Origin of the sequence: Streptomyces sp. NBC_00209 (genome assembly GCF_045206345.1) — a bacterium.
Lineage (GTDB): Bacteria > Actinomycetota > Actinomycetes > Streptomycetales > Streptomycetaceae > Streptomyces.
The window spans coordinates 996,366-1,009,849 of record NZ_CP108121.1 but is presented as its reverse complement, the minus strand read 5'-3'; the positions used below and the strand labels follow the sequence as shown (position 1 = coordinate 1,009,849).

Below are 13,484 nucleotides of genomic sequence, written 5' to 3'. Positions count from 1 at the left end.
ACCTCTAAGGAACCGGCATGTTCGACTCCGTACGCGACGATCTGCGCACCACCCTCGAAGAGATCGAGGCGGCCGGGCTGCACAAGCCCGAGCGCGTCATCGGCACCCCGCAGTCCGCGACCGTGGCCGTCACCGCCGGGGGCCGCCCCGGCGAGGTGCTGAACTTCTGCGCCAACAACTACCTGGGCCTCGCCGACCACCCCGAGGTGATCGCCGCCGCGCACGAGGCGCTGGACCGCTGGGGCTACGGCATGGCCTCGGTCCGCTTCATCTGCGGCACCCAGGAGGTCCACAAGGAGCTGGAGCAGCGGCTCTCCTCCTTCCTGGGCCAGGAGGACACGATCCTCTACTCCTCCTGCTTCGACGCCAACGGCGGCGTGTTCGAGACGATCCTCGGCGCCGAGGACGCGGTCATCTCCGACGCCCTCAACCACGCCTCGATCATCGACGGCATCCGCCTGTGCAAGGCCAAGCGCTTCCGCTACGCCAACCGCGACATGGCCGACCTGGAGACGCGGCTCAAGGAGGCGTCCGGGGCCCGGCGCCGGCTGATCGTCACCGACGGCGTCTTCTCCATGGACGGTTACGTCGCGCCGCTGCGCGAGATCTGCGACCTGGCCGAGCGCTACGACGCCATGGTCATGGTGGACGACTCGCACGCCGTCGGCTTCGTCGGCGCCGGCGGGCGCGGTACGCCGGAGCTGCACGGCGTCATGGACCGCGTCGACATCATCACCGGAACCCTCGGCAAGGCGCTCGGCGGCGCCTCCGGCGGTTACGTCGCGGCCCGCGCCGAGATCGTCGCCCTGCTGCGCCAGCGTTCGCGCCCGTACCTCTTCTCGAACTCGCTCGCCCCGGTCATCGCCGCCGCCTCGCTCAAGGTCATCGACCTCCTGGAGTCGGCCGGCGACCTGCGCGAGCGGCTCAACGCCAACACCGCGCTCTTCCGTACCCGGATGACCGAGAACGGCTTCGACATCCTGCCCGGCGACCACGCCATCGCCCCCGTCATGATCGGGGACGCGGCGAAGGCAGGCCGGATGGCGGAGCTGCTCCTGGAGCGCGGTGTGTACGTGATCGGGTTCTCGTACCCGGTCGTCCCCCAGGGCGCGGCCCGCATCCGCGTCCAGCTCTCCGCGGCGCACTCCACGGAGGACGTGAACCGCGCGGTGGACGCGTTCATCGACGCGCGCGCCGTACTGGAGGGCTAGGGGCTGATCCGCGAAGATCCGCCGGACAGCCCCTAGTCCCCGGCTCGTCGCGGGGGCGGTCAGGGCGCCCCCGCTACCTGGGACAATGGGTCGCATGATCGATGCACGGCGGCTGCGCGTCCTGCGTGCCGTGGCGGACCACGGCACGGTGACCGCCGCGGCCGCCGCCCTGTACCTGACCCCGTCCGCCGTCTCCCAGCAGCTCGCCGCCCTGGAGCAGGAGACCGGCCACCGGCTGGTCGAACGCGGCTCGCGCGGGGCCAGGCTCACCCCGGCCGGCGAGATCCTGCTCACTCACACCAACGCGGTCCTGGCCCAGCTGGAACGGGCGGAGGCCGAGCTCGCCGCGTACGGCTCGGGCGAGGCCGGTACGGTCACGGTCGCCGCGTTCGCCACCGGCATCGGGCTGGTGCTCGCCCCCGCCATCGCCGCGCTGGGCCGGACCGCCCCCGGCATCAAGGTCCGGGTCCAGGACGCCGAGGGCGACGCGAGCGTCCCGATGGTCCTGGACCGGCAGGTCGATGTGGCCGTCGCCGTCGAGTACCGGGGCGCCCCCGGCGAGGACGACCGCCGCCTCACCCGCGTCCCCCTCTACTCCGAGCCGTTCGACGCGGTGCTGCCGGTGGGGCACCGGTTGGCCGGCCAGGACCAGGTGGCCGTCGCCGAGCTGGCCAAGGACGCCTGGATCGGGCCGTACCCGGGCAACCCCTGCCACGACGTGGTGGTCCTGGCCTGCGAGTACGCCGGCTTCGCGCCGAACCTCGAACACTCCTCGGACGACTTCCACGCGGTCGTCGCCCTCGCCGGAGCGGCCGCCGGAGTGGCCCTGGTGCCGCGCACCGCCCTCCGCGGCATGGCCCTGACCGGCGTGGTGGTCCGCCCGGTGCGCGGGACCGCCCCCACCCGCCGGGTCTTCGCGGCGGTGCGCCGGGGCGCGGAGGCCCACCCGCTGATCGCACCGGTCCTGGAAGCGCTGGGGGGCGCGGCGGGCTGAGGGGCGCCCCCCGCCCCCGTCACGCGGGCTGGAGCAGGTCCCAGCGGTTGCCGTACAGGTCCTCGAAGACCGCGACCGAGCCGTAGACCTCGTGGCGCGGCTCCTCCAGGAAGCGCACCCCGGCCGCCGTCATCCGGGCGTGGTCGGCCGCGAAGTCCTCGGTGTGCAGGAAGAAGCCGACCCGGCCGCCGGTCTGCGCGCCGATGTTCGTCGCCTGCGCCTCGTCCTTGGCGCGGGCCAGCAGCAGCCCCGTGCCCTCGGTGCCCCGGGGCCGCACCACCACCCACCGCGAGCCGTCGCCCCGGTCGGTGTCCTCAACCAGGTCGAAGCCGAGGGCGCCGGTGTAGAAGGACAGGGCCTCGTCATAGTCGCGGACGACCAGCGTGACCAGGGCGATGTGTGGCATGGGGCTCCTCGCGGTGCGGGTGGGGGACGGGGCGCCCGCCCCGGGCGCGACACTATCCGCATGGACCTTCCCGACCTCAACGCCCGCGCGCACCGCCTCGCCCGGACCGGCGGGCGGCGCGTCCTCGGGATCGCCGGGCCGCCCGGCGCCGGGAAGTCCACCCTGGCCGGGCGCATCACCGACGCGCTCGGGCCGACCTCGTCGTCCGGTGACCCGCTCGCGCGCGCACCGGCGGGCGGGCAGGATGGGAGGGCCGTTCCGTGCCGTCAGGAGGCCCCCATGCCCACGAACCAGCCCGTGCCGTTCACCGCCGACGACTACCGGGCCAGGATGGCACGGGCCGCCGAGAGTGCCGCCGGGGCCGGGCTGGCCGGGGTGCTCGTCGCACCGGGGCCCGACATGGTCTACCTGACGGGCTACGCGCCGCCCGCCGCCACCGAACGCCTCACCCTCCTCGTCCTCGCCGCCGACCGGGACCCCGTCCTCGTCGTGCCGACCCTTGAGGCACCGGACGCGGCGAAGGCCGTCGGCGCCCCCGCCCTGACCCTGCGCGACTGGACGGACGGCAAGGACCCGTACGAGGTCACCGCCCCGCTGCTCGACGCGCGGGGCCGGTTCGGGATCAGCGACAACGCCTGGGCGATGCACCTGCTCGGCCTCCAGCAGCGGCTGCCCGACTCCTCGTACGCCTCGCTCACCCAGGCGCTCCCGATGCTGCGCGCGGTGAAGGACGCCCACGAGCTGGACCGGCTCGCCGCCGCGGGGGCCGCCGCCGACGCCGCGTACGGGGAGATCCTGAAGGTCCGCTTCTCCGGCCGGAAGGAGACCGAGGTCGCCGCCGACCTGGCCCGGCTGCTCACCGAGCACGGCCACTCCCAGGTGGACTTCACCGTGGTCGGTTCCGGCCCCAACGGCGCCAACCCGCACCACGAGGCGGGCGAGCGCACCATCGAGCACGGCGACATGGTCGTCCTCGACTTCGGCGGCCTCAAGCACGGCTACGGCTCCGACACCTCCCGTACCGTCCACGTAGGCGAGCCCACCGCCGAGGAGCAGCGGGTCCACGACATCGTGCGCGAGGCGCAGCAGGCGGGCTGCGCGGCGGTGCGCCCCGGCGTCGCCTGCCAGGAGATCGACCGGGCCGCCCGCGCCGTCATCACCGAGTTCGGTTACGGGGAACGCTTCATCCACCGCACCGGCCACGGCATCGGCGTCACCACCCACGAACCGCCGTACATGATCGAGGGCGAGGAGCAGCCGCTGGTGCCCGGCATGTGCTTCTCGGTGGAGCCCGGCATCTATCTGCCGGGCCGGTTCGGCGTCCGCATCGAGGACATCGTGACCGTCACCGAGGACGGCGGGCGGCGCCTGAACGCCACCGCCCGCGAACTCGCGATCGTGGAGTAGGAGGGGCCCCGGTCAGTCGTCCGCGAGGACCACGCAGGACTGCGGCGGCAGGTGCAGCATCCCGTCCGGGCCGGGCGGGTCCACCGGCAGCCACGCCGCGAGGACCCGCCCCGGACCGCCCCGGTGCCGCCCGTCGCCCAGCGGGATCGCGGCCGGTTCCGCGTCGAGGTTGACCGCGATCCGCAGGTCGCCCCGGCGCAGGGCGAGCCACCGCGCCCCGTCGTCGTACGCCGCCTTGACGCTCGCCAGGTCCGGGTCGCGCAGGTCCGGCAGGGTGCGGCGCAGGGCGATCAGCTCGCGGTACCAGGCGTACAGCCGGGCGTGCGGTTCGTGGCGGAGCTCGTCCCAGTCCAGGCAGGAGCGGGCCCGGGTGGCCGGGTCCTGCGGGTCCGGGATGTCCTCCTCGGCCCAACCGTGCGCGCCGAACTCCCGTCGCCTGCCCGTGCGTACGGCCTCCGCCAGCTCCGGGTCGGTGTGGTCGGTGAAGAACTGCCACGGGGTGCGGGCCCCCCATTCCTCGCCCATGAACAGCATCGGTGTGAAGGGGCCGGTCAGCACGAGCGCCGCCGCGCAGGCCAGCAGCCCGGGGGAGAGGGAGGCGGCGAGCCGGTCGCCGAGGGCCCGGTTGCCGATCTGGTCGTGGGTCTGGGCGTAGCCGACGAAGCGGTGGGCGGCGCTGCGGGTGACGTCGACGGGGCGGCCGTGCGTACGGCCCCGGAAGCTGGAGTACGTGCCGTTGTGGAAGAAGGCGCTCGTCATCGTCTGGGCGAGCCCGGCCAGCGGGGCGGCCGCGAAGTCCGCGTAGTAGCCCTGGTCCTCGCCGGTGAGCGCGGTGTGCAGGCAGTGGTGGAAGTCGTCGTTCCACTGCGCGTGCAGCCCGAGCCCGCCCTCCTCGCGCGGGGCCGTGGTGCGCGGGTCGCACAGATCGGACTCCGCGATCAGCGGCAGCGGGCGCCCCAGCTCGGCGGCGAGCGCGTCGGCCCCGGCGGACAGCTCCTCCAGATAGGTCAGCGCCCGGGTGTCGGCCAGGGCGTGCACCGCGTCGAGCCGCAGCCCGTCGAGCCGGTAGTCCCGCAGCCAGGCGAGCGCGCTGCCCAGCAGATACGCCCGCACCTCGTCGGAGCCCGGCGCGTCCAGATTGACCGCCGCGCCCCACGGGGTGTGGTGCGTCTCGGTGAAGTACGGGCCGAACGCGGGGAGGTGGTTCCCGGACGGACCCAGGTGGTTGTGGACGACGTCCAGGACAACGGCGAGCCCGAGACCGTGCGCCGTGTCGACAAAGCGCTTGAGCCCCTCGGGCCCGCCGTACGGCTCGTGGACGGCCCACAGCGACACCCCCTCGTACCCCCAGCCGTGCACCCCCGGGAACGGGCACACCGGCATCAGCGAGACATGGGTGACGCCCAGCTCCGCGAGATGGCCGAGCCGGGTGGCCGCCGCGTCGAACGTGCCCTCGACGGTGAACGTACCGATGTGCAGCTCGTACAGGACCGCCCCGGGCAGCTCGCGCCCCGCCCACTCGGAACGCCAGGGGTACGCGTCGTGGTCGACCACCGCCGACTCGCCGTCGGGGCCGTCCGGCTGGCGGCGCGAGCGGGGGTCGGGGCGCACCGGACCGCCGTCCAGGGCGAAGCCGTAGCGGTCGCCGTCCGCGGCCTCCGCCTCGGCGGTCCACCAGCCGGGCCGGTCCGGATCGGGCTCCATGGGCCGCGGTTGGCCCGCCAGCCGCAGCGCGGCCGATCCCGCGTCGGGTGCCCATACCTCGAACAACATGCAGCACTCCCTCGCTCCCGGGGGCCCGGTCGCCCCGGCCCATGGTGCTACGGAGGCGAGGCGCCCGTCAGTCGTCCCACACCATGTCGAAGGCGCGCTCGAAATTGACGTAGCCCAGCCGGGCGAACGCCTTCGCCATCGGCACGTTGCCGAGGTCCGTCGCCGCCCGGATGCGCTCCACACCCTCCTGCGCGGCCAGTATCCGCGTCCCCTCGGCGAGGAGGTCGTCGATGTGGCCGTGGCCGCGGTGGGCGGGCAGCACACCGATGTACGCGATGATCGGGTGGTAGTTGTTGCGGGCCGGGATCACGAAGCCGACCGGCTCGCCGTCCGGGAGCTCCGCGACGCGCCACCACTCCCGGGGCGTCGCATACCCGGCCAGTTCCTCGTCGTAATGCTTCTCGGCGGCCAGACGCGGCGTCAGGCCGGAGGCCAGGTCCGCCTGCCCGTGCGCGTCGAGGGTGCCCTCCATCACGGGCGTCATCAGCGCGAGCAGGTCCTCGCGCCCCGCCACCGGCCGGAACCGCAGCCGCCCGCTCGCGGCCGGCACCGGAGTCCCCGCGCGCCACTCCAGGCGCAGCCGCTCCACGAGCATCCGGGCCCCGGTGCGCTCCATGACCCGGATCCGGGCCTCGACGGCCTCGCGGACCGCCGGGTCCTCACGCCAGTCGGGCGGCACGAACCGCCCGTACTCGGGACGCGGCGCCCCGGCCGGGACGACGGCGGCGGTCGCCGTCTCGACCAGCCGCAGCCCGGCCTCCTCGCGCTCGGCGGGCGGCAGGGTGTCGTCCAGGTCGAAGAAGTCGAGCAGCAGTGGCGCCGCGCCGTCCCTGCTCCACCAGGCGATCCGCGCCACCACGCGGTCGCCGCGGAGCGCCACCCACATCCATTCCGGGCGGCGGCGGCCCGTGTCGAGATCGTCGGCCAGCTCGTGGTCGAGGACGTAGGGGAGTGCGAGGAAGAGCTTCAGCTCCTCGGGGCCGGTCAGCGGACGGATGGTCAGATCAAGCGGTGCGTCGGGCACTGAGCTCCCAGGATGAAGGGGCGCGTCACGGCGGTCTCCGGACGGCAGCGGCCGACCCTAGCAACGTTCCGTACGGGCCGCCCCTGGATATCCGGTGCAGGTCAGAGGTGCCGGAAACCGGGGTTCTTCTGGACACCCCGGGGCCGCCGGACCGACAATCGAGCCGTGACGTCCCCGTTCGAGTACCACACGCCCACCGCGCGCCTGTCCGACGCGCAGCGCGACCGTGTTCTCGGTGTGCTCAGGGAGGGCGCCGCCCAGGGCAAGCTCTCCCAGGACACCTTCATGCGGCGCATGGAGGTGGCGCTGACGACCACTCGCCCCGAGGAGCTGGAAGCCCTCACCAAGGACCTGGAGGGGGAGGGCCGTTGGTCGCGGCAACTGCTGCGCGTCGTCGGCGGGGTCTCCGGATTCCCCGAGCGGGTCCGCCGGGCGTGGCGGGCGGAGCGACTGCCCAAGCTGCTGCTGCCCGTTCCCGGCCCGCAGCCCCTGCTCATCGGCCGCGACCCGGGCAACGGACTGCGGCTCAGCCACGAGACCGTCTCCCGGACGCACGCGGAGCTGACCGCGCACGGTGACCGCTGGCTGCTGCGGGACCTCGGCTCGACCAACGGCACCTGCGTCAACGGGCAGCGCGTCACCGGCACGGTCCCGGTACGCGAGGGGGACCAGGTGAGCTTCGGCCGCATGATGTTCCGGCTCTCCGCCCCGGCGCTCCGGCCGCCCGCATAGGGCTTTGGTTCGGATCGGACCGTCCTCACGCCTGCTGGTGCAGTCCCCGGCCCGCCAGGGTGAGGAACGACTCGCCGATCGCCTCGGAGAGCGTCGGGTGCGGGTGGATGTGCTGGGCCACGTCGAAGGGTTCCGCGTCCCAGCCGACGATCAGCTGGGACTCGGCGATCATCTCCGAGACGTGCGGCCCGACCAGATGCACGCCGAGCACCCGCCCGTCCCGCTCGGCGACCACCTTCACCATGCCGCCCTGCCCGTGCACCATGCCCTTGGCGACAGCGGTCAGGGGCATGGTGTTGACCACGACGTCGTGGCCCGCGTCGCGCGCCGCCGCCTCCGACAACCCCACCGCCGCCGTCTGCGGTGCCGAGTACGTGACCCGGGGCACCGCGTCGTAGTCCACCGCCGCCGTACGGAGCCCCGCCAGGGTCTCCGCGACCAACAGCCCCTCCGCGAAAGAGGCGTGGGCCAGCCCGAGGGACGGCGGCGGCAGGAGGTCACCTACCACGTGGACACCCGGCACCGGGGTCTCCAGCCGCGACCAGTCGGCCGGTGCCACGTATCCCCGCTCATCGGCGGCCAGTCCGGCGGCGGCGAGCCCCAGCCCGTCCGTCACCGGGACCCGGCCCACCGCCACCAGCAGCCGCTGGGCCTCCACCGTCACGGTCTCGCCGCGCGGGGTGCGGAGCGTGGCCCGGACGCCGTCGTCCAGGAGCACGGTCCCCAGCAGCCGCGTCCCGGTCCGCACGTCGATGCCCCGCTTCCTCAGCCCCCGGGTCAGATGGCGGGACACCTCCCCGTCCTCCAGCGGAACCAGCCGGTCCGCCGCCTCCACCAGGGTCACCCGCGCCCCCATCGACCGGTGCAGCGAGGCGTACTCCACGCCGATCGCCCCGCCGCCCAGCACCAGCACCGACTCCGGCAGCCCGGGCGCGAACAGCGCGTCGTCACTGGTCACCACCCGCCGCCCGTCCGCCGCCGGGCCCGGCAGCACCCGGGGCCGCGATCCGGTCGCCAGCACGATGCCGCGCCGGGCGGCCACCTCCCCGTACCCCTCGATCCGCACCGTGCGCGGCCCGGTCAACTCGGCGCTGCCCGACACCACTTCCACGCCGGCGTGCGCCAAGTGGGTCCGCACGCCCCGGTGGTTGCGGGCCACGATGTCGTCGCGGGTGGCGACCAGCGCCGACCAGTCCACCGACTCCAGCGCCGCCTTCACGCCCCACCGCTCACGCGCTTCCGCGATGCCGTCGACCAGCTCGGCCGCGTGCAGCATCGCCTTGCTCGGGATGCAGCCCCGGTGCAGACAGGTCCCGCCCACCTTGTCGCGCTCCGCGAGCAGCACGCTCAGCCCGAGCCCGGCCGCCCGCAGTGCCGTCGAGTAACCCCCGGTCCCGCCGCCGATGACGACGACGTCCGCTTCCCCCACCCGCTGATCCTGTGTCATGGCTCCCACCCTCCGCCCGGTCCTTGCCATGAGTCCAAGGCAATGTTTGTGTGGTTTCCATGCACGGAGCTCATAGGAAGAGGGCGCGATGAGCCTGCGGCAGATGGAGTACTTCCTCACCGTGGTCCAGGAGGCGTCCTTCACCCGGGCCGCCGAACAGCTCCACGTCACCCAGCCCGCGCTCTCCCACCAGATCAAGGCCCTGGAACGGGCCGTCGGCGGGCCCCTGCTCGAACGGCTGCCGCGCGGGGTGCGGCTCACCGCGATGGGCCGTGCCTTCCTGCCGCACGCCGAACGCTCCGTACGCAGCGCCGCCCAGGCCCGGCGTGCCGCGCGCGCCGCCGCCGCTGCGCGGGGCGGCGAACTCCACATCGCCACCGTCCACGCCATCGCCGTCGGCATCCTCCCCGACGTCTTCGCCCGCTGGCGGAGCGCCCACCCCGGTGTCGCCCTCGTCCTGCACGAATACGCCACCACCGAGGCCCTGGAGGACCAGATCGAACGGGGCACCGCCGACCTCGCCGTCGGCCCGCCGCCCGCCCGCTGGAGCGGCCCCGTCGTTCCCGTCGGCGTGGAGGACATCGTCCTCGTCGTCCCCTTCGACGACCCCCTCGCGGGGCGGGCCTCGGTCCGCCTCCAGGAGCTCGCCGACCGCTTCTGGGTGCGCTGCGCCATGGAGCCCCTCGTGGACGGCACCCCCTTCATCGACTGGGCCTGCGCCCGGGCCGGATTCCGCCCGCGTACGGCGGTGCGCACCGAGCACACCTCGACGGCGGTGCGCATGGCGGCGGCCGGGGTCGGCGTCGCCACCGCCCCCGCCCACGTCGTACGGGGAGCGGTCGGCGAGGACTGCGCGGTGCTTCCCGTGGACCCGGCGTGGCGGCGCGAGCTCGCCGTCTTCTCCCGCGTCCCGCTGACCGGCGCGGCCGCCGCCTTCACCGACCTGCTGGCCGACGCCCGGAGCACCGGCGGCACGTCCCCCGCGTCACCCGGACGGCCGCGCGCCGACTGCGAGGGGACCGTTCAGGTGATGCCCTGAGAGGGACCGCGCCGTTCACCGGCGTACCGACTCGCCCCGGGGGAACCGCCATGCAGGCAGACGCGCCCCGAGACATACCGGCCCCGACCCCCTCGCCCGAACCACGCGCCCGTGCCACCCGGTTCGCCCGCACCGGCCCCAGCCTCCTCGCGCGCGGCGCGGCCCGGGACCCGTACCGCTTCTACCGGATGCTGCGCGAGCAGTACCCGCTCAGCTACGACGCGCCCCTCGGCGCCTGGCTGGTCAGCCGGTACGACGATGTGACCACCGCCCTCACCGATCCCCGGTTCGCCGGCTTCCCGCAGGACGGGGCGCCCCGGGGCGGGCCCGCGCCGCTCGGCCTCTGCCACGGCAGCCCGCGCTGTCTGCCCGTTGACCGGTACACCGTGGTGACGGGCACGGTCCCGGACGGTCTCGCCGAGCGCGTGGAGCGCACCGCCTATGTGCTCGCCCGGCGGATCGCCCGCTCCTCCCGGGCCGACCTGGTCGAGGAGTTCTGCCGCTGGCTGCCCGCCGCACCGGCCGGTGACGGGCCCTGCGCCCGGGACACCGCCCTGCGCCGGACCGTGCTCGCCTCGCTCCTCGCCAACCTGCTGGACGACCCGGACCTGCTGGCCGCCCTGCGCGTCGAACCCGCGCTCACCGGCCGGGCCTGGACGGAGTCGCTGCGCCGCGATCCGCCGGTCCAGGTCGTCCTGCGCCGCACGGTCACCGAGGTCGCCCTCAGCGGCGGCACCCTCCCCGCGCGGGCGCCCGTCGCCTGCCTCGTCGGGGCCGCCGCGCGCGACCCCGGACGGTTCGCGGCCCCGGACGCGTTCGACCCGTTCCGCACCGACCAGGACCGCACACTGACCGGCCCGGCGGGCTGCCCGGCCGTGGCGCTCAGCCGCCTGGAGGCCGAACACGGGCTGCGCGCCCTGCTCGCCGCGATGCCCCGGCTCCGCTGGGCGGAGGGCTTCCGCCCGGCCGCCACGGGCCTGCTCACGAGGGGCCCGCGTTCCCTCCTCGTCCGACCGGGCTGATCCCTCACCCCCGTACGAGCAAGGCCACCGGCCGGTCCGCGAACAGCTCCGCCACCTCCGCCGTGCCGCCGGTGAACTCCCTGCCCGGCGTGAGGAGGTCCCGCCATACGCCCTCGTCGGGCAGGGCCAGCCGCGTCCCGCGCCAGCCGCCCGACTCCGCGAGCCGCAGCGACAGCCGGGTCACCGCCGTGACGACCTCCCCGGACCGGCAGAAGGCCACGCAGTGCGCGGCCGCCGGGCCCGAGGCGCGCAGCGGGGCGTACGTGCCCGACTCGCCGAACACCGCGGGCCGCTCCCGCCGCAGCCGCAGCGCCGCCGCCGTCAGGCCGGCCTTCTCGTCGGCGGGCGCGTCCGGCGACGGCTCCGCGAACGGCCGCCGGTTGTCCGGGTCGACCAGCGCCAGATACGCGCGCTCGGTGCCCTGGTAGAGGTCAGGCACCCCCGGCATCGTCAGGTGCACCAGGGCCGCGCCCAGCGACTGCGCCCGCACATGGGCCGCGAGCGGGGCGGCGAACTCCTCCACGAGGGACCGCACCGGGCCGGTGTCCGCGGCGGGCCCGGCGGCGACGAAGTCCGACGCCATCCGCTCGTACACCGGATCGGGCTCCGTCCAGCTCGTGAAGAGCCCCGACTCGCGCACCGCCTTCAGCAGCGCCGGCTCCAGCCGCGCCGCCCGCTCCCCGGCCGGGATCCCCGCGCAGCCGACCGCCGTCTGCCACGCCTGCCAGGCCAGCTGCGGATCGGGCGCGGCCTGGGCGGACCGCCCGAGCCCCGCCACCAGACCCGCCCACCGCCCCGGGCACTGCGAGAGCACCGCGATGCCCGCCCGCACGTCCGCGCTGCGTTTCGTGTCATGCGTCGTCAGCGCCGTCCCGGTGGCGGGCCAGTCGCGGGCGAGGCGGGTGCAGAAGGCGTGGAAGTCCTCCGGCTCGACCGCCGGGTGCCCCGGGTCGCCGCCCACCTCGTTCGCCGAGACCAGCGGCAGGTAGCGGTAGTACGCGGTGTCCTCGACGGCCTTCGCCCGCAGCGCGGACGACGTCTGGGCGAACCGGGCGCAGAACGCCGCCCGGTCCGCGCCGTCACCCAGCCGCCCGAGGGCCAGGTCCCGCACCACGTCGACCGCCGACGCCTCCTCGCGTACCGCGAACACCGCCTTGGCGTCGCTCACCGTCGTCGCGTCGAGCGTCGCCTCGGCCGCGTCGGAGCAGGGGCCGCCCGCCGTCACGTACGGGCGGTAGACCGGGACGCGGACCAGCAGCTCGCGCACGGCCGTGCGCAGCGCCCAGGGGGCGTGGTCGCGCAGCGCGGGGTCCCCGGCGCAGATCCGGGAGGCGAGGCGGGTCAGCAGCTCGGTCTCCGCCGCCAGTTCATGGGTGACGACGCGGTACGCGGCCCGGCGCACGGTCGCCGTCCAGGAGCCGCCCCGGTCACCGGCCGGAGACGCGGCCTCGCGGTAGTGGCCCAGCAGCTCGGCGGCGCCCTGGGGGTCGGTGAAGAGGCCGTCGATCCGGTACAGCGCGTCGTAGCCGGTGGTCCCGGCTACGGCCCAGCCTGCCGGAAGCGGCTCGGAGCCGGTGAGGATCTTCTCCACCACCGTCCACACCCCGCCGCTCGCCCCGGAGAGCCGTTCCAGATAACCGGCCGGGTCGGCCAGACCGTCCGGGTGGTCGATCCGCAGACCGTCCACGACGCCGTCCCGGACCAGTTCGAGGATCTTGCCGTGGGTGGCGGCGAAGACCTCCGGGTCCTCCACCCGCACCCCGATCAGCTCCGAGATGGTGAAGAACCGCCGGTAGTTCAGCTCGGTACGGGCCAGCCGCCACCAGCCGAGCCGGTAGTGCTGGGCGTCCAGCAGCTCCGGGAGCGGAAGGCGGGCGGTGCCTTCGCGGAGCGGGAACTCCTGCTCGCCGTAGCGCAGCACCTCGCCGTCGACCCGCATCCGCGCCATCTCGTCGCCGATCCGGCCGCCCAGTACCGGCAGCAGCATCCGCCCGTCGCCCGCCGCCCAGTCGATGTCGAACCAGCGGGCGTACGGGGACTCCGGGCCCTCGCGCAGCACCTCGCGCAGGGCGTGGTTGTGGACGGGGTCGGCCGCCATGTGGTTGGGCACGATGTCCAGGACCAGGCCGAGCCCGTGCTCCCGCGCGGTGCGCGCGAGGCGCCGCAGCCCCTCCTCACCGCCCAGCTCGGCCCGGACCCGGCCGTGGTCGGTGACGTCGTAGCCGTGCCGGGAGCCCGGCACCGCTTCCAGGACCGGGGAGAGATGCAGATGGGAGACGCCGAGCGAGGCGAGGTACGGCACGGCGTCCTCGGCGGCGCGGAACGGGAACTCCGGCTGGAGCTGGAGCCGGTACGTGGCGGTAGGCGTCATGGGACCTTCGTACCCACATCGGGGCCGCCTGTGTCATCCCGCCCGGCACAAGGGCCTG

The 13,484-nt window shown here is 74.8% G+C and carries 11 protein-coding genes; 6 read left to right on the top strand and 5 right to left on the bottom strand.

Annotated features, from left to right (window positions below; all coding sequences use genetic code 11):
• Positions 1–17 precede the first annotated feature (17 nt).
• Both OG867_RS04485 and OG867_RS04480 read left to right on the top strand, forming a co-directional pair.
• Positions 18–1,211 carry a glycine C-acetyltransferase gene (locus OG867_RS04485; RefSeq protein ID WP_328903084.1) on the top strand — a complete coding sequence of 398 codons (1,194 nt, stop codon included), beginning with the start codon at positions 18–20 and terminating at the stop codon, positions 1,209–1,211.
• Between the two features lie 94 nt (positions 1,212–1,305).
• Positions 1,306–2,205, top strand: a complete 900-nt coding sequence (locus OG867_RS04480) for a LysR substrate-binding domain-containing protein (protein WP_328903085.1) — start codon at positions 1,306–1,308, stop codon at positions 2,203–2,205.
• Positions 2,206–2,224: 19 nt separating this feature from the next.
• On the opposite strand, the gene OG867_RS04475 is transcribed toward OG867_RS04480, so the two are convergent.
• Positions 2,225–2,611: a VOC family protein gene (locus OG867_RS04475; RefSeq protein WP_328903086.1), complete on the bottom strand. Its 387-nt coding sequence runs from the start codon at positions 2,609–2,611 to the stop codon at positions 2,225–2,227.
• Positions 2,612–2,890: 279 nt separating this feature from the next.
• Between OG867_RS04475 and OG867_RS04470 the strand changes: the two genes are divergently transcribed.
• Entirely contained in the window at positions 2,891–4,018 is a 1,128-nt protein-coding gene (locus tag OG867_RS04470) for an aminopeptidase P family protein (protein ID WP_406290752.1), read from the top strand.
• A 12-nt stretch (positions 4,019–4,030) separates the two neighbouring features.
• Here the strand turns inward: OG867_RS04470 and treZ are convergent, their stop codons facing one another.
• Both treZ and OG867_RS04460 read right to left on the bottom strand, forming a co-directional pair.
• A complete protein-coding gene (treZ, locus tag OG867_RS04465; RefSeq protein ID WP_406282973.1) occupies positions 4,031–5,791 on the bottom strand; it encodes a malto-oligosyltrehalose trehalohydrolase in 1,761 nt (586 codons plus the stop codon).
• A gap of 67 nt (positions 5,792–5,858) precedes the next feature.
• Complete coding sequence (locus OG867_RS04460) at positions 5,859–6,815, bottom strand: GNAT family N-acetyltransferase (RefSeq protein ID WP_406282970.1); 957 nt, start codon at positions 6,813–6,815, stop codon at positions 5,859–5,861.
• 165 nt (positions 6,816–6,980) lie between these two features.
• Between OG867_RS04460 and OG867_RS04455 the strand changes: the two genes are divergently transcribed.
• Positions 6,981–7,547, top strand: coding sequence for a DUF1707 and FHA domain-containing protein (locus tag OG867_RS04455; RefSeq protein ID WP_328903089.1), 567 nt, complete (start codon positions 6,981–6,983; stop codon positions 7,545–7,547).
• A 25-nt stretch (positions 7,548–7,572) separates the two neighbouring features.
• Here OG867_RS04455 and lpdA read toward each other — a convergent pair whose 3' ends face one another.
• On the bottom strand, positions 7,573–8,994 hold the full coding sequence (lpdA, locus tag OG867_RS04450) for a dihydrolipoyl dehydrogenase (protein WP_406282966.1): 1,422 nt from the start codon (positions 8,992–8,994) through the stop codon (positions 7,573–7,575).
• Between the two features lie 88 nt (positions 8,995–9,082).
• Between lpdA and OG867_RS04445 the strand changes: the two genes are divergently transcribed.
• Both OG867_RS04445 and OG867_RS04440 read left to right on the top strand, forming a co-directional pair.
• Positions 9,083–10,033: a LysR substrate-binding domain-containing protein gene (locus OG867_RS04445; RefSeq protein WP_406282963.1), complete on the top strand. Its 951-nt coding sequence runs from the start codon at positions 9,083–9,085 to the stop codon at positions 10,031–10,033.
• A 50-nt stretch (positions 10,034–10,083) separates the two neighbouring features.
• Positions 10,084–11,055: a cytochrome gene (locus OG867_RS04440; protein ID WP_406282961.1), complete on the top strand. Its 972-nt coding sequence runs from the start codon at positions 10,084–10,086 to the stop codon at positions 11,053–11,055.
• A 4-nt stretch (positions 11,056–11,059) separates the two neighbouring features.
• On the opposite strand, the gene treY is transcribed toward OG867_RS04440, so the two are convergent.
• A complete protein-coding gene (gene treY, locus OG867_RS04435) occupies positions 11,060–13,426 on the bottom strand; it encodes a malto-oligosyltrehalose synthase (protein ID WP_406282958.1) in 2,367 nt (788 codons plus the stop codon).
• Between the last annotated feature and the right edge of the window lie 58 nt (positions 13,427–13,484).

Excerpts from the sequence above, each read along its gene's own strand:
- OG867_RS04485 (WP_328903084.1), top strand. The coding sequence starts at position 18 with ATGTTCGACTCCGTACGCGACGATCTGCGCACCACCCTCGAAGAGATC.
- OG867_RS04480 (WP_328903085.1), top strand. The coding sequence starts at position 1,306 with ATGATCGATGCACGGCGGCTGCGCGTCCTGCGTGCCGTGGCGGACCAC.
- OG867_RS04475 (WP_328903086.1), bottom strand. The coding sequence starts at position 2,611 with ATGCCACACATCGCCCTGGTCACGCTGGTCGTCCGCGACTATGACGAG.
- OG867_RS04470 (WP_406290752.1), top strand. The coding sequence starts at position 2,891 with ATGCCCACGAACCAGCCCGTGCCGTTCACCGCCGACGACTACCGGGCC.
- treZ (WP_406282973.1), bottom strand. The coding sequence starts at position 5,791 with ATGTTGTTCGAGGTATGGGCACCCGACGCGGGATCGGCCGCGCTGCGG.
- lpdA (WP_406282966.1), bottom strand. The coding sequence starts at position 8,994 with ATGACACAGGATCAGCGGGTGGGGGAAGCGGACGTCGTCGTCATCGGC.
- OG867_RS04445 (WP_406282963.1), top strand. The coding sequence starts at position 9,083 with ATGAGCCTGCGGCAGATGGAGTACTTCCTCACCGTGGTCCAGGAGGCG.
- OG867_RS04440 (WP_406282961.1), top strand. The coding sequence starts at position 10,084 with ATGCAGGCAGACGCGCCCCGAGACATACCGGCCCCGACCCCCTCGCCC.
- treY (WP_406282958.1), bottom strand. The coding sequence starts at position 13,426 with ATGACGCCTACCGCCACGTACCGGCTCCAGCTCCAGCCGGAGTTCCCG.